This is a genomic window from Enterobacter sp. Sphag1F, assembly GCF_014193275.1.
GTDB lineage: Bacteria > Pseudomonadota > Gammaproteobacteria > Enterobacterales > Enterobacteriaceae > Pantoea > Pantoea symbiotica.
Genome location: NZ_JACHZD010000001.1, coordinates 460390 through 482247, shown reverse-complemented (window position 1 = coordinate 482247; position 21858 = coordinate 460390). Strand labels below are relative to the sequence as shown.

The following is a 21858-nucleotide window of genomic DNA, read 5'->3' as shown; positions in this document are numbered from 1 at the left end:
AACATGGCAAAAGGTTTTTATTTAGTTCAGGGGGATAAAACCACCTGCGGCGGACAAATCATTGAGGGCGCAACTGACCATACAATATTTGGCAAGGCGGCTGTGCGTGAAAAAGATCGGGTTCTTTGCGGTAAACATCCCGGCACTTTTCTTATTGCGGGTGGAATTGTTAATGACACCATTCATGGCCGCCGTATGGCAGGTACGTTAGACAGCGAAAGCACTTGCCCATGTAAGGCGAAGTTTATTCCATCGATGCTGCAGGATACTTATGAGAAGGCGAGTGGCGGCTCTGCAACGGCCAGTGAATCATCTGCTTCAAATCCTGTAGCGCGACCATTACCGGCTTATTTAACGGGCGAAAAAGTACCTTCTGGGTTTGTGCCTGATTATCCTGTGTTGAGAAACACGCATGATCTGCCAGATATGGCGCTAAGGTCGATGCTGAAAAATAATAATCAAGACGTAATGCTGCTTACGCTTGAAGAAGCATTTGAGGTGTTGGCTTCTTGGGGATCGTGGAAGTCTGGCTGGATGTATATTAGCCAAAGTGCGCCAGGGGAAATAGTAGTCAATTATTTAGCTAACATAAAAGAGGTAATATCTACTTCGCGAATTATTAATAAGCTTGGAAGTTTCATGATAACAGCGACTTTCTATGTTAATCATAAAGGAACCGAGTTGATAAAAATAAGTGGCTATCCCGGGATTAGGAAAATATTAAATGCTCCAGTTTTTGCCATAAAAAATCCTAAGGTTATTGACATAGGTATTGGTAAATATGGACTGGCAAAGTCCATAGTTAAGGGGGCGAGAGTTACATTCTATATAGCGGCAGCTTTTCGTACAATTGATTATATTGCAAATGATGAAACATCTTTTGCAGAGTTTTTGGGCGGTTTGGCTACTGATGTCGTTAAAATTGGTATTTCATCAGCAGTTGTTTGGAGTGTCGGTGCCCTTTTTGTAACACCACTCATAGCTGTAAATCTTGTGATTGTTGTTGTAGTAGGCGGCGTTTCTGCAATAGCACTCAACTATTTGGATGATAAATTCGGTGCAAAAGATAAAGTTGTAGAATACATAGAGTCAGCCCAGCAGGAATTTGCAAATGTGGCTCGGGAAACGGAGCAAGGTCTGCTAGATCTGGGTGCTATGCATGCTGAACAAATGCTGACTAAAGGAAGGGAAGTTATTTTATATGAAACAAAGAAATACATAAAAAACAAAGTAAAGGAGATCGTAAGAAATGAGTTTTAAAATGAAAGTAAATATTAGGCCGTTCTTTGCTATTATAGTTGCATTTATAATGAGCGTTGCAAGTATTTACTTGGCGAATGAAATTTTTAGCAATTATTTCTCATTTGGTGATATTGTTGTTTTCTCTTGGTTATCAGTTTCACTTGTTATTCTCCCATTCGCAATGATCTTCCCTATAAGTTATTTTTCGTTGTTTCTTTTGAAAGGAGAGAGTAAAGCTCTTAAAATCATTGAAGGTTACATGGGATGTTTTAAATGGCTTTGCATAATTTTGGTTTCTGCAAGCATTATATTTATAGTTTTTTATAAAATAGAGATGAAAGGAAAAGGTTATCTAATCTGCAAAGGAATTCCTTCAGGATGGATGCCAGGGACTGCAACAAAGTACGTAAAATCTAAAGAACTTTGTTACATGAGAAAGGATTAATTCTCGGTGTATAGTTTCTCATTGGCTGTACGCGTGATGCTTCTGATCTGGAGTGTAATTATGTGTGGTATATCTATAATTGCCTCTTATATCGGTTTCCTTTCTACAAAAGAGTATTTGGCATTTCCTGATGTATTGACATACTCAACAGGGCTCGTTTCTCTAACTTTATCCGCATTTATAATGTTGCCATTTTGGTTATCTGGTATTTATGGCTTCATTAAAGGGCAGCGTATGAATGATAAGCATCAGAAAGTTGCAGCGATGATAATACTCTCAGGGATTTTTTTGTCACTTATTTAAGGTTTCTCTTTTAAAGTTTTTTTCATTAGTAGTATGAATAGCAAGGATTATTATAGTTGCGCTGGCATACCAACAGGATGGATGCCAGGAATGGCAACGAAATATGTAATAAATAAAGACTTGTGCAATAAAAATAAATGATTGTTAATGATGTCTGATATGATAAATGCAAAGTGTAGGTTTTTAGTGTCAGTAATCTTCTGGTTAATATTGTCTTTCGGTTCTTGCTGGGGGGCTTTAGTATCATTTAATAACTATTTTTCATTTGCAGTACGTATTGTCTTCTCTCCCTATGCTTTATCATTGCCGCTGGTACCAATAATTTTATTCTTCCCTTGCATTTATTGGTTTATGGTCATTCGTTATGGGGAGAAATTAGCTATAAAAAAAATGCAAAGTAATTAATGAACTATTTATATGCTTGTTGGTTGGTTATGTTTTTTGTGCTGTTGTATTTATTGTTCTTTATAAGAATCACCTCATTAGCCAAGGCTATTTTATTTGCTCAGGGAATCCCAGAGGGTGGACTATTGGTATGGCAACTGAATATGTAAGATCACTCTCGAATTGTGTTAAGTAGAAATATCAACATACATCTTTTAGTTACCATCGATTAATTCCAATTATTGGGTTTATGAGAGCTAAAAGTGAATAACTGGTTGAAAAAAGTAAGTTGGTTATCGAGCATAAAATTAGAATTTATTTAAGAAATACGATTAATGATATTATCCAAGAAAGTTATTAAAATGAAAGAAAAAGCAAGAGCGTTATTCTCAATTTTAATTTTGATGTCAATTTCTATTTTATCTCTCTACCTTTGGATTGATGAACTTTCAGGGTATCTTAAGTTTAAGGATGTGATTATTTTTTCATGGATGTCAGTTAGCTTATTTTTCATTCCGCTGACGTTGCCATTTCCCACATATTGGTTTTATTCATTTTTGGTTTTTGGACATGATGTGGCATTGGTTAAAGTGAATCGTGTCATAACATATTTCAAGTGGGTGTGTATATTTTCTATTATTACATCAATCTTGATGTCTTTTTTCTATGTTTCTACATTGAAGTATAAAGGTTATACCACTTGCAAGGGTATTCCTTCTGGATGGATGCCTGGAATGGCAACAAAATATGTAATAAGTAAAGATTTATGCAATAAAAATAAATGATTTTAAATGGTGTTAGATATGATAAGTGCTAAATGTAGATTTTTTAGTTCATTGATTTTTTGGTTTATTTTTTCATTCGGCTCTGTCTGGGGGGGAATAAAAGCATTTGAAGAGGCTTTTTCTTTCGGTGCACGGATCGTTTTCTCTCCTTACGAATTACTATATCCATTCTCGCCCGTGATCTTATCATTCCCTTGTATTTATTTGTATATGGTTTTTCGTTATGGAGAGAATTTGGCAATAAAGAAATTTAAAGCAATAAATAGAGTGTTTATATATTTATTGGTTGGGTATGTTATTTTTATCTTCGTGTTTGTCGTTATTTATAAGAATCACCTTGTTAGTCAAGGGTATCTTATCTGCTCAGGTAATCCCAGAGGCTGGACTATTGGTATGGCTACTGAATATGTAAGATTACTCTCAGACTGTGTTAAATGAAACTTGCAACATACATTACATTATAAATATTGGATTTTTTAGTTATTGAGTATGTGAAAGCTAATGGCGGATGATATATTAATATATAGTAAGTTAGTTATCATGAATAAAATTAGAAGTTGTTCAGGAAACACTTTCGATAATCTCATTTTAAAGGGTTATTAAAATGAAATAAACAGCAATGGCAATATTTTAATTTTCATTTTGATGTTAATGACATCTTCATCTCTTTAATTTTTGGATTCATGAAATATCAAAATGCCTTAATTTAAGAACATCCCGCTTTTTCACAGATGTAAGCCAGCCTATTTTTAACCCCACTGACATTAACGTTCTCTGTACATTGTTTTTTATCATTAACCGTAGAACATAATGTGGACTGGAAAAAGGTGAATCATGATATGCCATATTTAAAATGGATATGTTTATTTTCTCTTATCACATCAATTTTGATGCCTTTTCCTATGTTTCGATATTGAAGTATAAAAGTTATGACTCTTGCAAGGATGTTCCTTCAGGATGGATGTCTGGAGCTGCTACTGAGTATGTTAAGAACATGGAGCTCTGTTATAAATAATGTCAGAAAAAATGAGTTAATGACTTTAATATTTATGCCTTAGATGGATTTTGCAAAAATTGCGTATGAATAAACTTCTTGTAATAACTGCAATAATATTAGTTTTTCAAGTTGCAAAACTAACCAAGCCTTCAGTGTCTGTCTACAACCAAACAGATGATGTTGTATACCTTTTCTCAGGGGTTTCTCAAGATGGCGTTGAGCCGGAGATTGAAGAGGTTACTGCCATGATGAGACCTGTTCGGATTAATATAGGTGAAACAGCACATATTCGGCTAGCTTACTCAGATTTGTACAAACCAAATAGAGTTATCAGTCTTGGGTGGTATAGAGGAAAACGAGATGAATGGTCTTACAGAAATAGCGGATATAATACTTTTAATATCACCACTAAACCGGGTGTATGTTCTGTCACGATAATTATCAAAAAGGATGAGGCCACCATTCGACCCGATAGAACCATCTTCTGTTATAAATATTTAAACTCCGCATCAGAATGATTTTTAAATTCTGAACATCTAACTAACGCACTTTAAAAATAATATAATTATGGACGATTTAACTCTGCGTTATTACGACGCTGAAATGCGCTACCTGCAGGAAGCCGGCGAAGAGTTTGCCCGCGCCCATCCTGAACAGGCAGCGATGCTCAATCTGGACAAAGCTGGCGCCCGCGATCCCTACGTTGAAAGGCTGTTTGAAGGCTTTGCCTTTATAGTCGGTCGCCTGCGCGAAAAGCTCGACGATGACCTGCCAGAACTCACCGAAGGTCTGGTCAGCCTGTTGTGGCCACACTACCTGCGCACCATTCCGTCGATGTCGGTGGTGGAGTTCACGCCCGACTGGCGCGAGATGAAGGAGCCGATGCTGCTGGCGCGCGGCTTTGAAGTAATCTCACGTCCGGTGGGTGAAAAAGGCACGCGCTGTCGCTACACCACCACACGCGACGTGCAGGTGCTGCCGCTGGCGCTGGAGTCGGCAAAATTAACCACCGATGCCGCCGGACGCTCAGTTGTTCGCCTGCGTTTCAACGGCGGCGCGCTGGCCGACTGGAGCCGTATCGACGTCAGCCGCATTCCGCTTTACCTCAATGCCGATGCGCCGCTGGCCTGCGCGCTGCACGAAGCATTAACGCTCAACGTCGCCAGCATCGCGCTGCGTCTGCCGGGTGAAACCGACAGCCGCCGCTTTGACGGGCATTTCAGCGCGCAGGGCTTCAGTCAGGAAGACCGGCTGTGGCCGGGTGATGAGGGCAGCTTTAGCGGCTATCAGCTGCTGCTGGAATACTTCACCTTCCGCGAGAAGTTTATGGCGGTGAATCTGCGCGGGCTGGAACAGATTGCACTGCCTGCGTCGCTACCGTGGTTTGAACTCGATGTGGTATTGGCGCAGCGCTGGGAGCATGATTTTCAGTTCAGCGAAAAACATCTGCGCCTCAACGCCGTGCCGGTGATTAACCTTTTTGCGATGGAATCTGATCCGCTGATGATCAACGGCCTGCAGACCGAATATATGCTGCGGCCAATGCGCGTGCAGGACGGACACACCGAAATCTACTCGGTGGATTCGGTGATTTCCTCGAAAGGTCTGCCGTACGTGCCGTTCAGCAGCTTCCGCCACAAAGGCGGCATGCTGCGTCATGAAGCGCCGGAGCATTACTTCCACACGCGCGTGCGGCGCGGGCCGTCCGGGCTGCACGAAACCTGGATGATCCTCGGCGGCGAAGCCTTTGATAATCACAGCCTGCCGGAGAACGAAAGCCTGTCGGTGAGCGTCACCGGCACCAACGGCCAGCTGCCGCGTCGCGCGCTACAGAGCACGCTGCTGGATACCGCCGTGAGCAGCACCGACGTGGCGATGCAGGTGCGTAACCTGTGCGCGCCGACGCTGCCGTGTTATCCGCCCAATCGTGATCGCTTCCACTGGCGCGTGTTAAGCCACCTTGGTTCGAGTTTTCTGTGGATGATGGACAACGCCGAAGTGCTGCGCGGCACGCTGGCGCTCTACGACTGGACGCACAGCGAAATGAACCGCCGCCGCCTGGACGCCATCCTGCACGTTTGCCACAAAGAGACCGAACGCTTTGAGCAAGGTTATCTGCTGCGTGGCGTGCAGATTGAAATCACCCTCGACAGCAGCGGCTTTGCCGGCAGCGGCGATATCTGCCTGTTTGGCGAAATGCTCAGCCGCTTCTTCGCGCTCTATACCGACATTCACCTGTTTAACCGTCTGATTTTAATCCTGCAGCCAACCGGAGAGCGCCTCGAATGGGAAGAGAAGCACAATCGCCGCATCTCCGGCTGACGCCACGGCTGGAGCAGGAGCTGACGCGGCTGAACTTTTACCGCTTCTGCCAGCTGATAGAGCATCAGCATAAAGACAAGCCGCCGCTCGGTAGCACCAGCAAACCGCAGAACGATGCGGTGCGTTTACTGCCGCATCCCGGCATGGGGTTTCCAGCGGGTGAGCTGAAGGCGTTTGAGTACAACGAAGCCGATGCCGCCGTGCCGCCAGTGGTGCGCACCACTTTCCTCGGATTGTACGGCGTGGATTCGCCGCTGCCCGGCAGCTATATCGATGACATCACCCAGCGCGATGAAGGGCATGAAGCGCTGCAGGGCTTTCTCGATATTTTTAACCACCGCATCCTGACGCAGTTTTATCGCATCTGGCGCAAATACTCGTATCCGGCAACTTTTGAGGTGGGCGGTGGCGACAGCACTTCGCAGTCGTTGCTCGGGCTGGTGGGATTGGGCATTCCGGGCACCGGCAAGCATATCGCCACGCCGGTTTCGCGCTTTCTGGCGCTACTCGGCGTCATGCGCCAGCCGGGCAGAACGGAAGAGGGCATTCGCGCGCTGGTGCGTTTGCTTGCGCCGAACACCTCGGTGACCGTGCAGCCGCACTGTCTGCGTCCGGTGCCGGTTAGCCATCCGCTGGAATGCGAGTTCGTACTGGATGGCAACGCGCCGCTCGGCGATGAGGCGATGGATGCCAACAGCCAGCTGCTGATTGAGCTGCAAACCGCTTGTCCAAATGAAGCCGAACGCTGGCTGCCGGACGGCCAGTTGTATCAGGATTTTCTGGTGATGTTGCGTGTCTATCTCGGCTGGCGCTACCGGGCGCGGATTCGATTGTGTCTGGAGACGCAGCTGCTGGCACCGCCGGAACTCGGCGATGCGCCGTTCTGGCTCGGCATGACCGGCGTGCTGGGCGCGGACGAAGCGTGCAGCGACATCCCCCAAACTTTTACTACTGAACTGGGTTGCTATGCAGGCATGCGCCCGGTCAAACCCTGCGAGGAGCAGCGACGTGTCAGTTACCACTTCGATTAAATTTATGATGTGCAGCGCACTGTTGCTGCTTGGCGGCTGCGGTTTGCAGCAGAAAGTCACCGATGGATCCGTCGCGGCGTTTGACGCGATTTTCTACAAGCAGATTAAAACCCTGCACCTTGATTTCAGCGCGCGTGAAAGCCTCAACAGCGACAGCCGCGAGCATAATCCGCTGTCGCAGCCGGTGATGGTGCGCGTGTTTCAAGTCAGCGAGCGCAAAGCCTTTGACGGCGCGGTGTATCAGCAACTGACCGGCGATGCGGCGGACGTGCTCAAAGCCGAACTTCTCGCCGATCGTGATGTGGTGCTAACGCCAGGCGGCGATGTGTCGCTGAATATGCCAATGGAAAAAGAGGCCAGATTTGTCGCGGTGGTCGCGTTGTTCCAGCAGCCGGATATGGCGAAAAACAGCTGGCGGCTGGTGCTGGAGCGCAACGATTTGGATCCGGATAAAGCGCGCATGATTGAGTTAAGCAGCAACAGTCTGCGCCTGATTAGCGAGGCAAAACCATGAGTGGCGGCAACCATCAACCTTCGCTGTATGAGCTGCTGAAAGGCAGCTTCGCGGGTGGGCTGGAGCTGGACCGTGTGAAGGAGCAGGATCAGGTGATCCTTTCCGTGCTTGATAACATGCAGCGCATCCTCAATACCCGCGCCGGATCGCTGTCGCATATCCCCGATTACGGCCTGCCCGATATGACGCGCATCCTGCAGGGCATGCCCGGCACCGCGCATCAGCTGCTGTATACGCTCTCTGAGGTGCTGCTGAAATACGAGCCGCGCCTGAAGCGCATTGAGGTGGTGTTACTGGAACAGAGCATGCCCGGCGAGTTGCGCTATGCCATTGATGCCGAACTCAAAGAGGGCGGACTGGTGCGCTTCGGCACCGAATTTATGCCGGAAGGCCGCGTGATGATCCGCCACATGAAGCAACAGCAATACCTTGATGCCAGGGCATCTGTTTAACTTTTTAGCCTGATTAGGGCTTTTTGGAACACAGCAATGACTTCATCTCAACCTCGGTTTGTTAAAACCGGCGGCGATCCACGAGCGTTTGCGGAATATGCTGCGCTGCGTCATGAAATGCAGAAACTCACGCATCCGGCGCGCCCGGATGTCGATTGGCCGCACGTATCCACACTCTGTTTAACGCTGTTTGAAAAAAACGGTGTAGAACTGCAAAGTGCCGTTTGGTACACGCTTTCGCGTGCGCACAGTGCCGGAACGTCAGGTATGACGGAAGGATTGGCAGTGCTGGTGGCATTGGTCACCCGCGAATGGCCGACGCTGTGGCCGCATCAGGCGCACGCGCGTATCGAACTGCTGGCGGGACTGTGTCGTCGGTTGCAGCAGTTCCTGCGTAAACAAACGATAACCGAAGCAGACTTAACGGCGCTCAGCCAGGCGGCGCGCTTACTCAGCGAGACTGGCGATCATCTGCAACGTCTTGAGCTGAGACAGCTTAGCCAGATCGATCCGCTGCTGGATCGCATTCGCAGTGCAGTGGTGATGCTAGAGCGCTGCGATATCTTAACGTCTGATGCCGTGATTACGCGGTCTGAAATCGCGCCGATTGAGAAGCCCGCACTGGCGTTAGCAGATGCAGAAGTCAGTGGCTGGGTTTATGTTCCGTCTACGGGAGCGCCTGCACCCGATTTGCGGCGGCTGCGCCATCGGGCGTTTATTAGTGGTGTGGGCGCAACGCTGCTGAGCGTGTCACTGATGTTCGTCGCTTACTATTTCGTTGAGCAAAACACCAAGCATGAATCTCCGTTGCAGCAGGAATTACTGGCTTCGGTATCGCCAATCCCAGCACCGCTTGAGCCTGAAATGGTTGCTGAACTGGAGGCTAATCCCCCTGAATGGCTTAACGACGGTGCATGGCTGGAGCAAACGCAGCAGCAACTAAACTGGCTGCAGGGCGCATCGCCAGACTGGAATCTGCAGCACGGCAATGCGCTGGTGATGCAGGCCAGCCTGTTATTGCCTGATTCGGATGTCGTTAAAACGATGAGTGCACGCTGGAACAAGCAAATTAAGTCGGCAGCGCTGCCTGCTGAGAAAATGCAGGGATGGCAGCAGGGCATGGAGCAGCTAAACATGTTGTCGCAGCGCCTAAACGAACTGGATGAGAAACGCGGTAAATATCTGACGGTGAGTGAACTGAAGACAGCGGTCTATGATATGACGCAGGCGTTCAACGTAACGGTGCCACTGGAAGAGGAACTGCGCGTCTTGCAGCAATCAGGTGGTGAGGTTCCACAACATCAATTAGCACAAGCGGAAATGCACTTGAAGCAGCTTATCGCCAGCTATCAAGAGTTAGTCACATCTGCAAGAGAATAGGATCTAACAAAATCCGCGATCTAACAGAAAACAGGCAAAAAAAAGCCTGAACTTTCGTTCAGGCTCTTCTTTAGAATGTGGCGGTGAGAGGGGCCGCCTGATTCAAATCCTTTCCATTCCAAACCTGTCCAATAATTCTCACTATAACAGTGAGTTATCCATAAACTCGTCCAAATCTGTTTCAGGCCATCCAGTAGAAGTGCAATATAAATGGCATACTGGATGGCATACCAGCTTGAGCAGGAAGTAATCAAAATGGCATTACTTACCGACACCAAAGCCAGGCATATTAAGCCTGATGATAAACCGTTGCCGCATGGTGGCGTCACCGGGTTAACTCTTCACGCATCCTCTACTAAAGGGCATGGCAAATGGGTCTTACGCTATGTCAGTCCCGTAACGGATAAACGCCGTAACGCAGGGTTGGGCACTTATCCAGAGACCAGCATTGCTGAGGCAGCAAAACTGGCTCAATCAATGCGTGAGCAACTGGCGGCTGGCATTGATCCGCTTGAGCTCAAAAGAATTGAAGCGGAAAAAGTCAAAATACCCACTTTCGAAGAAGCTGCGCGGAAAGTGCATCAGGAGCAACTTTCAGGCTGGCGCAATAAGAAGCATGAGAAGCAATGGCTATCATCGCTGGAGCGCTATGTGTTCCCACGGATTGGTTCTGTATCAATCGAGAACATTTCTCCGGCTATGATTGCGGATGTGTTGCGTCCGATCTGGTTGACGCTCGCAGAGACAGCCAGCAGGGTGAGGCAGCGCATCCATGCGGTGATGCAATGGGCTTGGGCACATGGACACTGTACCGCGAACCCAGTGGATGTCGTTGACCATCTATTACCAAAGCAAAGTGCGCGCACTGAGCATCATCCAGCCATGCCATGGAAATTGATTCCCGGCTTCATTGCAAAGCATGTGCAAACCGATGAGCGCTACAACGTGACTCGAGCGCTATTGCTGATCGTGATTCTGACTGCGTGCCGTTCTGGTGAAGCGAGGTTTATGCGATGGGAGGAGATTGACTTCAAAAAGAAAATTTGGACAGTGCCAGCGGATAGAATGAAAGCCGGTGTAATGCATCGAGTTCCGTTGTCTGATCAGGCGATTGCAATTCTTGAAGGATTGAAGGGATTACATGATGAGCTGGTATTCCCATCGCCGCGTAAGCAAGTGGTGTTGTCCGATATGGTGTTAACTTCATTCCTGCGCAAGGTGGATGCACCTAGTGATATTGAGGGAAGGGTAGCGACGGCACATGGATTCCGTTCAAGTTTTCGTGATTGGTGCAGTGAGCAGGGATATTCGCGAGATTTGGCTGAGAGGGCGTTGGCACATGCGGTAGAGAACAAGGTTGAGGCGGCTTATCATAGGACAGACTTGCTCGAGCAGCGGCGGCCTATGATGCAGGAATGGGGCAATTTTATAATGACAAATATGAGTTAAAAAAATAGTTTAATGTTTAATGTCAGAATAAAAGACCTCCTGACATTAAACACAAAATAATTTTTAACTAAGCAGTGGGGGAGGGGCCATCGGCTTTTCAATGATCAAACCATAACCATCGCGAAGTTCTCTATCTACAAGATGAAATTTATTTAGCTTAAGGGAAGTCCAGTGTGATTTATCTATATGTTCTAACAATATAAACTGGAATCCACCATATTTATCCATTTCAGACGTAAACTTGTTTAGTTCTAACAATACTTTATCAAGGCTTCGAACATCATCATTAGCTTTCCCATCACTGGAAAAATAGGGAGTGCTGACTTGATCCAAAACTAAAAAAGAAGGTATCCAGGAAATTTTGAGTTGTTTTGCTATTTCATGAATTGCGAGGAAATGGGCTATATGCAGATATAAATAGTTAGACGCACTACCCACATCTGGCATTTTTTCATATTGAGCCAGATCAAATGAGTGTAGATGGATCAGTTTCTCTTTTTCGTAGTATGAAGCTTTGAAATCATCATAGCCCTTTAATGGTAGGCTACGTATCCGCTTGTTAATCAGCTCGTTTAGTTTTTGCTTAGCTATACTGGATTTTTCTTCATTGTTATCGACTATTTTTTTGAGTGCTTCGATTTCATTATTGAATTGATCAACATTTAAATCGGTTGTAACTCCTGTACTTTTTTTGTAAAAGTCGAGTTTTGTTTCAAGTTGCCCAATAAAACGATAATAAATACTTGGGGTATATGTGTCTTCAGAGGAAACATTCAAAGATAATAAAGAGTTTTGCAATGATTTTATTTTTTCTTTATTTTTGTTGAGTGATTCCAAAACCTCATCCATAAAAGGAAAGTTATTTTTATTTCTAAGTGATTTTTTTATGTCAGTTAATTCGCATTGTAATTTTTCAATAACTAATGAAGCGAACTTAGAAGGAAATAACTTATCAGAGACCTCATTGAAAATAGTAATTGGTTTCAGAGTGTCTTCATTCTCTTTAAGTTCACTAATGAAGCTTGGTTTGTTTTCAATGAAACTTTTTAATTTTTTATTTTTACTTGATAAACTAAATATTTCATTTTCAATTTTGTTAATCTGAGCCCTATGGTCCGTTATATTTACAGGGTTTTCAATTAGCCCTTTCAGCATTAATATTTTTTCTTGATAAGACTCTGGTATCTCCTTTATGATCCCAAAGGAATATGCCTTCTCACAGAGGAAATTAACGTCGTCATAGAAAATATGCTCAGTTTTCTCTATGATTTCTTTCTTACGTATTAGGAAATCCTTTTTCTTTTCAATTTCGTCAAGTCGATTTCTTGAAATAGCAGTATCTACATTTTCAGCCCCGATCGCCATACGGAACGTTCTCTCTATTGCTTCTTGATAACGACCATCTGCAGGTCGAATGTAAAGATGATCTGGCGCAACCATAGTACTTTGGTCTTGATAGCTGTAAGCAAGAAAATTCCTAAATGAAACTTTCGAATGAGTCTGAATATAACGGCCACCATACGGAACTCTCAATTCAGTATCGATACCAAATGCATTATTTAGTATTTTTTTTAGATTCTCTATCTTGATGTTTAAAATTGGCAAGTCAGGGATTGAGCCATTCTCATTAAAGTATGCTTTATCTGTTGCTCCGTTGCTTTCTGACGGACGCGATATTACTAATTCTTTACCATTGACTGAAATTTTTATGCCATACCAATCGACTTTTGAGTCGATGTTGGTCTTGGAAATTCCAGTGGTTTCACTCGCTAGCAAGCAATAATCAATAATAAAAAGCACAGAAGATTTACCTTTCCCTGAATCCCCTGTGATTACATTGACACTATTATGTTTGAACTCTAAAACTCTCCTAAGTCCATTCTTTTGCCATAAAATAACGTTTGATATTTGAATGTTGCTCATAACGTAATCCTGAAATTTTGATAGAGTTCTTCTGATGGTTCCTCAAGAATTAAAGATAACTTAGGTCCTGCCAGCAAAATATCTTTAGCAGTTTTACCAATTTTAGAATCATCTAAAGAAAACAATTTATTTATGAGTGAGATTCTTTCATCTTTAAAGGTTATCATACCCACCTCTAGTGCAAAAAGTATTGTGTTCATTGATGTGAGCGTTAAATCATTATAACGTGTAGCTATAGTAACAAAATCAGCGGGGAAAGATAATAATAGATCTTTACTGCTTAATGTTAAACTATTCTTCCTTTTAAGAATCGACCTGATATTCTTATCGAAAATGAGAGGAAGTACAAGCATTGCATTTGCCATATTTAAACAATTATTAGGCATATGTGTTAACGCACTTTGCATAGCAACAATACCGATTAGTTCATTTTGAGATGACGCTTTCATTTTTTAAATTTTCCCCGCCAATCCTTTCTCCAGCCAATTAAAGGAGAGTTTGAAAGCTTGATGAATTTACCACAACTTAAGTTGATTGGTAGTTCAGTGCCTTCAACTGTAAGCTTGTTATCCATAGTTGCGTCGTAACATTGAACAGAGGATTCATTATCATTTTCTGAATCTGAATTTCTGTGCAGTCGTCTGTGCAGATTATTCCATTCAGAAATAGATTTTTTTTCTAATTTAGAATCATCATGTGCTGTAAAAGTGCCTTTCTCTCTTAGCGATGCCATGAATTTTTCTGCCAAAATCATTTCAACTCCACGATCGATAATTTCTTCATCATCAATCTCAATATCCTTAAGTTGACTAAAAAAAACACTATCAAGAAAAGATAATTTATCTGGGCGATCATGGGAATAATAAATATTAACGAACTGATCAAAGTCTATTTCTTCCGCCCGTGCTGACCTAATAATTCTGTTGAAACCTATTCTAGTTCTAAAGTCGTCATAACTAATGATAACTTTGTTATTTTCTTTAATGGTCGAGTACTTAGATTCTTTAAATGCACCGATTACATACTTTCTTGTGTCAGGAATTTGTTCTTCTGGAACAGAAAAATGTCTAAGTGATGAAGAAATTCTTTCAATAATAGATGAGTCATCAGAATGAAACTCAAAGCGTTCAAAAATAAAATTTAACTTTTCGTCATTTGTTTCTGATACGCAGCTTACAAATTTAGCTAAAGGATTGGGTGGGTCACCTTGTTCCTTTTTTGATTCGGCTTCTAAAATATCTGTATTTGTGATGCGAATATGACTAAGTATACTTTCCAAGTCTTTCGATTTAGATTTCAATAAGCTAATAAAATGCTGGCTATTTAGTGCTTTGTTTGTGAATAACTGAAACGTAATATTATTAATTTTCGGGAGGCTAGGTAGCAGATTTATCCAGTTGTATATTGTTTTCCAAAGATCAATGTCTCTATCTGTGATGTTTCCAGAATTAACCGAATGTTTAACTTGAACAAGAGTGAGATTATCAATCAAACCTGACTTATCCACCATCTCAATGTGAATGTCATCATGAACTTCTAGCCCTAAGGACTGACCTTCTTTCAACTCAATGAGTTTTTCAACGTAAACTAAATCTTGAAATTCAAATCCCAATGAGGTTTTATCTGCAGCGATTTTATCGGAATGATTCATGCCTTTATGCTCATTAATTGAAATAAAAATTAAATTTAGTAGTTTAGCTTTCTAATTTTCTTAATGTTAGGGGGTATTTGAGGTATAAGTTTAACTAAAATTAGCGATTGGCGTTAACATGGCATTGTAGCAATATTTGATGTTAGTAAACTGGATGATAATGCAAAGTAATTAAAGTGTCTACGAATTATGCACGGAATTTTCTATGTCCTGGCTCCAGCATCAGATACACTCTTCAGCTAGTAATATCTAATTCCTCGCTATCAAATTTTCCCGTATCGGCAACGTGCTGCAAGCTCAATAACGTCTTACAACTCAGTGACGAATGTGGATGCTGCTCGTTAAAATCCTACCGCCCGAAATGAGTAATTTTCCAAAGTGGACGATATTGCTGAACCAGTACTCATTGAGGCATCCATCTCAAAAAGTTGACTTAAGACATTTAATAAGACTATCCCGCGTTGGCTAGCTCGATTGTATTAACTCACTTCAACACCATTCTCACAGGCCTAATGATTGCGTTTGCGGCAGATAATTTTCGGCTCCTGACCGGTTCTAATTGTTACCAGATAGCATTCAATGATTGAATGCAATTTATACTAAGCTTGAGCGGCACGACTCAAATTCTGAAGGCGGTAGGAGGCCATCAGGCACCCCTTTGTAGAATCATCCACTCAGTCAGAAAAATAATCTTGCGGTTGCTGGCGAGATCATCCATGAGAAAATCCGCTGGCAAGGTGAGGTTGCACATCCGGGGGGCAGGGCAGAAGCGTAAGCCGCTTAGCTTCATGCTCTTCCATACCATCAAATTTCTTTAGGCAGGTGTGGGTTACATCTGAATAGCATACTTGCGGCAGAGTACCCGTGCAGAGACCCCGGCTTCAGCCTCGCACAAAATTCCTATGATTTATTCGTTAAAAAACGCGTTTTCATAGAAATATCCCAACATTACAGATGAAGACATTACTAATATCACTGTGTTTGAATAAACGTTAAGCAAGTCATATTTGCCTTTTAACTGGTCTAGGGCATGATATTTATTTAATAACTTGAAGCGCTCCCTGATAAGTGGTCATCATACTCCCGGGAAGAAAGTTTGCGTTACCACACTCGTTACGGGAGCATTATTCACCGTTGCCGGTATAGCATCGCTGAGGGTGCAGAATTCGTTATGCTTAGAGCAAATATTTTGAACCTGCAGGCACTTCTCTCAATGAAGTACCTGCAGGTTCAAAAGCTTTAGCGACATTAGCGCGAGACTGGCGGTGTACCATGCGTATGGAATGTCTCAATCGTCTTCAATCCCCATGCTTGGCCTTTCTTCCGCTCTGATTCTGTCCAAACCACTGTCTGCCAGTCTGGCGCCAAAATGAGTCGTGCTCCAGAATTTGCTAACTCGACGCGGTTACCTGCTGGCTCCCATACGTAAAGGAAGAACGTACCTTGTATGGCGTGTTTGTGTGGACCCGTTTCTATATGAACACCATTTTCAAGGAAGATGTCTGCAGCGCGCAAAATGTCTTCCCGCGTGTCAGTTGCATATGTGACGTGGTGTAATCGCGCCGAGCCGCCGCCATGCTCTTCAGTGCAGGCCAGATCATAAGTTTTGTTATTGATGGTGAACCAGCATCCACCAACGCGCCCATTATCGAGCTGAATCATTTCTGTAACGCGCGAGCCCAGGCATGTTTCCATAAAGACTTTAAACTCACGCACATCTGATGCCAGTAAATTTAAGTGGTCCAGGCGGCGAGGGCAGGCACCGCGCGCGTGATAGCGTTGAGCAAGATTCTTTAAAGCGGGGCGTTCCGCTGGTTCAGCCTCATAGCGAACCGTATCGTAATAAATCTCGAATACATGACCGAAAGGATCAGAAAAGCGGAAAGCACGACCATGCCCCTTTTCGGCATCTACCCACCCAATTACATCATATTTGCTGGCTTCAATTGCCGCTACCCGGCGCAACAGTGCCGCCTCTGAACTGGCACGATAGGCGATATGACCGACGCCGGTCGTATGGTGACGAGTGAGTTTGAGTGAGTGGAATTCATAGTCATCCCATGCACGAAGCCAGGCATGATCGTCATTCAAAGCTGAAACGGTGAGCCCATAAACATTGACGAAGAAGTTTAAGCTTTCCTCAAACTTATCGGTATACATCTCAACATGGGCGAGATGTGCGATATCAAAGCAAGGTTCCGGTTGTTGGTTCGTCATTGTGCTCTCCTTTCAAACGGTAATAGCAATGCAGCTAAACGATGCACCCACGTTAATCAGAACCCCCGGAAGTGTCTGTTTCAAATACCTTTTAGGGGTATGCATTGCATTTATACTGTGAGCCATCTGACAATTAAGCATCTATAACTCGTCAGTCTCGTACTAGCTTCCCTTTTCGTAGCTCTCTATTCCATTCAAACATTGAATGATTACTATAATTTAAACTTGAAATGATATTTATATTGAATCATTGATCACATAAATTAGACAAAACCATTGCCGTGATGAAAGGAGTGTTTAAAGTCCAGTGTGCCTATTCGAACGACAACTGACACTCACTCGTCTCCATAACTATCTGAAGTATTAACTTGTAGTTATGACTTTCATAAAAGGAACATTAAATGGATATAACTTCGCCTCTGTCTAATCAAATTCCAAAGAAAAAAAACATAGCTACTGCGATATTAGCCTCTCTATGTTTGATGCCTTATTTAGTGAATGCAGCTTCAGCTACAGAAGAGCCAAATAATGCCGCAAAACATACGAAAACAATGGTGTATGTTGGCACATATTCAGGAGAAGGCAGTACTGGAGGAATATATTCTTACGAGATGTCTGATGATGGAAAAAAATTAACGCAGATCCAGCATATCGATGCACCGGCCCAAGCTGGATTTCAGGTCGTTAATCAAAAAAATCTCAAATTATATTCTGTCGACGAGAGAAAAAATGATGGGCGAGGTCCGGTTTCATCACCAGCAAAAGTCTATTCATTTTCTATTGATAAGAATACAGGGAAATTAATACCGTTAAATTCTATGATTGCACCGGGTCCGAATCCGACCTATTTGAGTATTGATGCGGCTAACAATAGACTTTTTACTGCTAATCATGGCGGCTTTGAACATATTGAAAAAGTTGTATTTAAAGAGGGGAAGTGGCAATCAGCTTATGATTATGATGACGCTACAGTCATCATGTATAAGTTAAAAAGCAGTGGCGAACTGGAAAATATTAAAGATCTGGTGGTTCTCAAAGGCCACGGGCAAGACCCCAATAACTCAAAGCAACTGGCGGGACATGCCCAAGCCAGTTCGCACGCGCACAGTTCAGTAGTATCACCGGATGGGAAATATCTATTGGTGTGTAATAAAGGAACGGATGAAATTTTAGTTTATGCAATCAGGGATAAACTAAAATTAGTTAACAGTTTTAAATTCCCAGATGTATCAGCGCCACGGCATCTTGTGTTCACTGATAATAAACGGTTCTATCTGGATCTGGAGTTGTCTAACCAGGTTGCTTCAATGAATTTTGATCCAGTAAATGGGAAGATCTCGCTGATTGATAAAGTTTCAGCCGTTCCTCCAACGTTTGATGGGTATAACGAACCTGCAGAGATTCGCCTTCACCCGAATCATAAGTATGTGTATGTCAACAATCGCGGTAGCGATGACATCAGTTGGTTTGGCATTCAGCCAAATGGCAAACTTGAATGGAAGGGATCTGTGCCTCTGGCCAAATCTCTGCATCCAGGCGTCGCTGCGAGAAGCTTTGCTTTGTCACCCGACGCCCAAAACTTAATTGTCGCCGATCGCCCTGATAACAAACTTAAAATTTATAGCATCAACGCTAATGATGGCAGCCTGAAAAGAAGCAGTGAGGTACCGCTCGCTCAGCCCGCGTTTATCTCTTTTGCTTTACTTAATTGATGCAGGCTAAACATGAATAAACACCATTTTATATTTTCTGTACCACTCTTTTTATTGATACCTACGTTATCCCACTCAGCAGTGGTCTATAACAAAGATGGGAATATTGTCGACTTATATGGAAAGCTGGTTGCGAAAGAAATCTATAAAGAAAACAGTGATCATACCAGAAAAGAAGCAGGTTTTGGTTCAATAGGATTTAAAGGACAGACGCAAATCAGCAATAAGTTAACAGGGTTTGGACAATGGGAATATCGTGCCTATACCAATGCTGCTGAGGATGAAGCTCAAACCACGGAGACCAGGCTTGGGTTTGCTGGCATAAAGTATCAGGGAATTGGATCTGTTGATTATGGTTATAACAACGGCATTTTATATGATGTTGGTTCTTTAACGGATATGGCTCCGTCATGGTCGGCAATGACATGGACGGGAAGTTATAATAAAAACTTCATGAACAGTCGTTCTGAGGGTGTTCTGACTTTCAGAAGTAATGACTTCTTTGGTCTTTCAGATAATCTAAGCTTAGGTATTCAATTGCAAGGGAAAAATGAAACCAGCAATATCTATACCTCTAATGGTAAGGGAATTGGTTATTCCCTGGGTTATGAGATTATTGATGGATTGAAAATGATTGGGGCTTATAGCAAATCAGACCGAACGACTGAGCAACGAGAGGATGGTAAAGGACGTAATGCCGAATCCTGGGCTATCGGTGCGAAGTACGATGCTAATAGCTTATACCTTGCCTCACTTTATTCTGAAACCAGAAATACCACGCGCACAGGTTCATCGGGAGATGCGGGCTTTGCGAATAAAACCAGAAACATTGAGCTCTTGGCTCAATATATCTTTAAGTCAGGTCTTCGGCCTTCGATTGGTTGGTTTCACACACGTGGTTATGATCTCACGCCTGTTGGAGCGTTTGATGGTGGGGATGCTGACCTGGCAAATTACATCGAATTGGGTGTCAGTTATAATTTCAATCCTAACTTTAGAGTTTATATTGATTACTATATAAACTTGTTGGATGAAGATTCTCAGTATGTCAAACAGGTCGGCGGGATTAACGGCAACGATAATATGACCGCATTAAATATGAGTTACTATTTTTAACGGCAGGATGATGCTGATGCAGAGAGTAACTGCATCAGCCTCTCTTCTTCTGATACCCCTACCGGCATATACAGCCGCTCTTTACACGCAATGCCTGATGCTTCGAGATCAGCATCAATTTTTTGGCGCTCTTCCTGGCTTTTTTTGCCACAGCCGCTGTTCAGTCAGGTTGTTATTAACGCAGCGAAGAAATCCAGATGCCACCAGGGGTGGTGAAAATCTCAATCGGTTACCACTTTCAATCCATTTTCACGCTGAAGTTTTCACTATCTTCGATTTGGCGCAGCTGCTGGGCATCGATTTGACCTGAAGCTTTTTGGATTCGTGCATGTTTAATTTGTCTGGCCGCAGGAAGCTGCCAACAACCTCAGAACGAAAAAGGGGGACATTTTATTCATAGCTAGCACCTGTGACGAAACGAGAGTGAAAACACACCGGAAATTTGTACAAAGCGATCACAATGTAAACTGTTATTATTGATTTTTAAATTATTATGGTGAATATTCGTATCTTAAACGTATTCAGTTGGTATTAAATTGATCAATCATTCAAATTATGACTTTTCAGCTTATCCCAAATATGCATTTTTTTGTTTTGAGAACTTAACCCTCAATCTGGACTGATTTGATTATGATTGACGAAGAGAAAGATGGATCGTTAAAAATCATGCAGTTAAGATCATTCTGTATGATCGCTAAATACGGAACCGTCTCTGAAGCCGCCGACAATATATTTCGGACTCAATCTGCGGTAACACGTTCGGTCCGCGAACTTGAGGAGGCTTTAGGCGTCACGCTTTTTGAACGTCACGCTTCAGGCATGATGATTACTGATTTTGGGAAATGCATACTTCCACGTGCACAGAAAGCGATCGCTGAACTCAGACAGATCCCGGAAATCTTGACTAAATTAAAACCCCGCGCCACTGAGCGACGTGAAGAAGCCGAACCTATATGGCTCTTCAATTTACGAAGGCTGGAAGTTTTCGTTGCTCTACATCGTTTCCATCACACCAAAACAGCAGCTCATGCACTTGGCGTAAGTCAGCCAGCGATAAGCGCTTCATTAAAAGTGCTGGAAAAAGGTGCCGATATCTCTCTCTTTCAGCGCACTCCACGTGGATTAATACCGACCACTGCGGGACGTGAAATTGCATCCGGAATTAGTCGTGCGATCAATGAAATAAGTCATATAAAAGAAGATATAGCAGCGCGCCAGGGGATACTGACCGGCACGGTGAACATCGGTGCCTTGCCGCTAAGCCGCACGAGTTTGCTACCGGAAGCGATAGCTCAACTAATGGCGACGCATCCTGGGATCCGCATCTTTACCAATGAAAGTGCTTTCAGCGGTTTAGTGACTGACTTACGGTCAGGAGATGTTGATTTCATTGTTGGTGCGCTGCGCAAGGAGGAGGACTTCTTCGACACAGATAACACCTTTCTGTTCGAGGAAGAACTGGTGATGTTGGTGGGTCCACAGCATCCGCTATTGCATAAATCACTGCAGCCGGAAGACTTTGCCACCGCCAAATGGATCTTACCGCGAAGTAAAACGCCCGCTCGTCGCTTACTTGATCAAGCTTTTGTCGATCGTGGATTGCCGGTGCTGCAACCTGCCGTAGAGAGTGGTGATTTAGCGATTGTACGGGGGCTGCTGTTGCGAACAGAGATGATAGCGGTGGTTTCATCGCAGCAACTTGCCTGGGAGCTTGAAAACGACATCCTGCAACCACTGAATTACAGTCTGCAGGATACGCGTCGAGATATTGGACTTATATTCCGGCATGGTTCGCTTCACTCACCAGCTGCACTTGCCTTAATTGAAACCATAAAAAATATGTTCTAGCAGGCTTAATTAAACCTGATTTTTTTCTGATAGCTTGGAATAAATAAAACTCATGGCATATCTAACATAATCAATATCATCAATTCC

At 43.6% G+C, this 21858-nt stretch carries 17 protein-coding genes and 2 pseudogenes; 13 read left to right on the top strand and 6 right to left on the bottom strand.

All coding sequences use genetic code 11. From position 1 onward, the window contains the following. Positions 1–3: 3 nt before the first annotated feature. The 10 genes from FHW71_RS02225 to FHW71_RS02180 all read left to right on the top strand — a co-directional run bounded on the left by FHW71_RS02225 (position 4) and on the right by FHW71_RS02180 (position 11304). Complete coding sequence (locus FHW71_RS02225) at positions 4–1260, top strand: PAAR domain-containing protein (RefSeq protein ID WP_179450368.1); 1257 nt, start codon at positions 4–6, stop codon at positions 1258–1260. Then, complete coding sequence (locus FHW71_RS23995) at positions 1250–1687, top strand: DUF1240 domain-containing protein (protein WP_179450370.1); 438 nt, start codon at positions 1250–1252, stop codon at positions 1685–1687. The genes FHW71_RS02225 and FHW71_RS23995 overlap by 11 nt, the downstream gene beginning before the upstream one ends. A gap of 1049 nt (positions 1688–2736) precedes the next feature. Next, positions 2737–3159 carry a DUF1240 domain-containing protein gene (locus tag FHW71_RS02215; protein ID WP_179450372.1) on the top strand — a complete coding sequence of 141 codons (423 nt, stop codon included), beginning with the start codon at positions 2737–2739 and terminating at the stop codon, positions 3157–3159. Positions 3160–4239: 1080 nt separating this feature from the next. Further along, a complete protein-coding gene (locus FHW71_RS02210) occupies positions 4240–4674 on the top strand; it encodes a hypothetical protein (protein WP_179450374.1) in 435 nt (144 codons plus the stop codon). Positions 4675–4723: 49 nt separating this feature from the next. After that, positions 4724–6478 (top strand): type VI secretion system baseplate subunit TssF, encoded by a 1755-nt coding sequence (gene tssF, locus FHW71_RS02205; protein WP_179450376.1) that lies wholly within the window; start codon positions 4724–4726, stop codon positions 6476–6478. Further along, a complete protein-coding gene (gene tssG, locus FHW71_RS02200; RefSeq protein WP_179450378.1) occupies positions 6442–7509 on the top strand; it encodes a type VI secretion system baseplate subunit TssG in 1068 nt (355 codons plus the stop codon). The genes tssF and tssG overlap by 37 nt, the downstream gene beginning before the upstream one ends. After that, on the top strand, positions 7487–8023 hold the full coding sequence (gene tssJ, locus FHW71_RS02195; RefSeq protein ID WP_179450380.1) for a type VI secretion system lipoprotein TssJ: 537 nt from the start codon (positions 7487–7489) through the stop codon (positions 8021–8023). Before tssG ends, tssJ begins: the two co-directional genes overlap by 23 nt. Beyond that, entirely contained in the window at positions 8020–8475 is a 456-nt protein-coding gene (gene tssE / locus FHW71_RS02190; protein WP_179450382.1) for a type VI secretion system baseplate subunit TssE, read from the top strand. Before tssJ ends, tssE begins: the two co-directional genes overlap by 4 nt. Before the next feature lie 36 nt (positions 8476–8511). Beyond that, positions 8512–9855, top strand: a complete 1344-nt coding sequence (locus FHW71_RS02185) for a VasL domain-containing protein (RefSeq protein WP_179450384.1) — start codon at positions 8512–8514, stop codon at positions 9853–9855. A 255-nt stretch (positions 9856–10110) separates the two neighbouring features. Next, positions 10111–11304: a tyrosine-type recombinase/integrase gene (locus FHW71_RS02180; protein ID WP_179450386.1), complete on the top strand. Its 1194-nt coding sequence runs from the start codon at positions 10111–10113 to the stop codon at positions 11302–11304. A 63-nt stretch (positions 11305–11367) separates the two neighbouring features. On the opposite strand, the gene FHW71_RS02175 is transcribed toward FHW71_RS02180, so the two are convergent. The 5 genes and pseudogenes from FHW71_RS02175 to FHW71_RS02160 form a co-directional block, all read right to left on the bottom strand. Further along, the gene (locus FHW71_RS02175) at positions 11368–13227 is read right to left on the bottom strand and encodes a DUF3732 domain-containing protein (protein WP_179450388.1); all 1860 of its coding nucleotides are present in this window, start codon (positions 13225–13227) and stop codon (positions 11368–11370) included. Beyond that, positions 13224–13676: a three component ABC system middle component gene (locus tag FHW71_RS02170; protein WP_179450390.1), complete on the bottom strand. Its 453-nt coding sequence runs from the start codon at positions 13674–13676 to the stop codon at positions 13224–13226. The genes FHW71_RS02175 and FHW71_RS02170 overlap by 4 nt, the downstream gene beginning before the upstream one ends. Then, positions 13673–14878, bottom strand: a complete 1206-nt coding sequence (locus FHW71_RS02165) for a hypothetical protein (RefSeq protein ID WP_179450392.1) — start codon at positions 14876–14878, stop codon at positions 13673–13675. The genes FHW71_RS02170 and FHW71_RS02165 overlap by 4 nt, the downstream gene beginning before the upstream one ends. Before the next feature lie 773 nt (positions 14879–15651). Continuing rightward, positions 15652–15785, bottom strand: a pseudogene (locus tag FHW71_RS23990) (IS3 family transposase); the annotation flags it as partial. Positions 15786–16126: 341 nt separating this feature from the next. After that, positions 16127–17095 carry a VOC family protein gene (locus tag FHW71_RS02160; protein ID WP_179450394.1) on the bottom strand — a complete coding sequence of 323 codons (969 nt, stop codon included), beginning with the start codon at positions 17093–17095 and terminating at the stop codon, positions 16127–16129. Positions 17096–17496: 401 nt separating this feature from the next. Here FHW71_RS02160 and FHW71_RS02155 point away from each other — a divergent pair, with 401 nt between their 5' ends. Together FHW71_RS02155 and FHW71_RS02150 are read left to right on the top strand one after the other, a co-directional pair. After that, positions 17497–18807: a beta-propeller fold lactonase family protein gene (locus FHW71_RS02155; RefSeq protein WP_286176083.1), complete on the top strand. Its 1311-nt coding sequence runs from the start codon at positions 17497–17499 to the stop codon at positions 18805–18807. A 12-nt stretch (positions 18808–18819) separates the two neighbouring features. Then, positions 18820–19923 (top strand): porin, encoded by a 1104-nt coding sequence (locus FHW71_RS02150; protein WP_179450396.1) that lies wholly within the window; start codon positions 18820–18822, stop codon positions 19921–19923. 44 nt (positions 19924–19967) lie between these two features. Here FHW71_RS02150 and FHW71_RS23985 read toward each other — a convergent pair. Beyond that, a pseudogene (locus FHW71_RS23985) lies at positions 19968–20087 on the bottom strand (DNA polymerase III subunit theta); the annotation flags it as partial. A 466-nt stretch (positions 20088–20553) separates the two neighbouring features. Here FHW71_RS23985 and FHW71_RS02140 point away from each other — a divergent pair. Then, positions 20554–21771 (top strand): LysR family transcriptional regulator, encoded by a 1218-nt coding sequence (locus FHW71_RS02140; protein ID WP_218889018.1) that lies wholly within the window; start codon positions 20554–20556, stop codon positions 21769–21771. Positions 21772–21858 lie beyond the last annotated feature (87 nt).

Bases quoted from the DNA above. Each gene is read 5' to 3' on its own strand.
- FHW71_RS02225 (WP_179450368.1), top strand. From the start codon at position 4: ATGGCAAAAGGTTTTTATTTAGTTCAGGGGGATAAAACCACCTGCGGC.
- FHW71_RS23995 (WP_179450370.1), top strand. From the start codon at position 1,250: ATGAGTTTTAAAATGAAAGTAAATATTAGGCCGTTCTTTGCTATTATA.
- FHW71_RS02215 (WP_179450372.1), top strand. From the start codon at position 2,737: ATGAAAGAAAAAGCAAGAGCGTTATTCTCAATTTTAATTTTGATGTCA.
- FHW71_RS02210 (WP_179450374.1), top strand. From the start codon at position 4,240: ATGAATAAACTTCTTGTAATAACTGCAATAATATTAGTTTTTCAAGTT.
- tssF (WP_179450376.1), top strand. From the start codon at position 4,724: ATGGACGATTTAACTCTGCGTTATTACGACGCTGAAATGCGCTACCTG.
- tssG (WP_179450378.1), top strand. From the start codon at position 6,442: ATGGGAAGAGAAGCACAATCGCCGCATCTCCGGCTGACGCCACGGCTG.
- tssE (WP_179450382.1), top strand. From the start codon at position 8,020: ATGAGTGGCGGCAACCATCAACCTTCGCTGTATGAGCTGCTGAAAGGC.
- FHW71_RS02185 (WP_179450384.1), top strand. From the start codon at position 8,512: ATGACTTCATCTCAACCTCGGTTTGTTAAAACCGGCGGCGATCCACGA.
- FHW71_RS02180 (WP_179450386.1), top strand. From the start codon at position 10,111: ATGGCATTACTTACCGACACCAAAGCCAGGCATATTAAGCCTGATGAT.
- FHW71_RS02175 (WP_179450388.1), bottom strand. From the start codon at position 13,227: ATGAGCAACATTCAAATATCAAACGTTATTTTATGGCAAAAGAATGGA.
- FHW71_RS02170 (WP_179450390.1), bottom strand. From the start codon at position 13,676: ATGAAAGCGTCATCTCAAAATGAACTAATCGGTATTGTTGCTATGCAA.
- FHW71_RS02165 (WP_179450392.1), bottom strand. From the start codon at position 14,878: ATGAATCATTCCGATAAAATCGCTGCAGATAAAACCTCATTGGGATTT.
- FHW71_RS02160 (WP_179450394.1), bottom strand. From the start codon at position 17,095: ATGACGAACCAACAACCGGAACCTTGCTTTGATATCGCACATCTCGCC.
- FHW71_RS02155 (WP_286176083.1), top strand. From the start codon at position 17,497: ATGGATATAACTTCGCCTCTGTCTAATCAAATTCCAAAGAAAAAAAAC.
- FHW71_RS02150 (WP_179450396.1), top strand. From the start codon at position 18,820: ATGAATAAACACCATTTTATATTTTCTGTACCACTCTTTTTATTGATA.
- FHW71_RS02140 (WP_218889018.1), top strand. From the start codon at position 20,554: ATGATTGACGAAGAGAAAGATGGATCGTTAAAAATCATGCAGTTAAGA.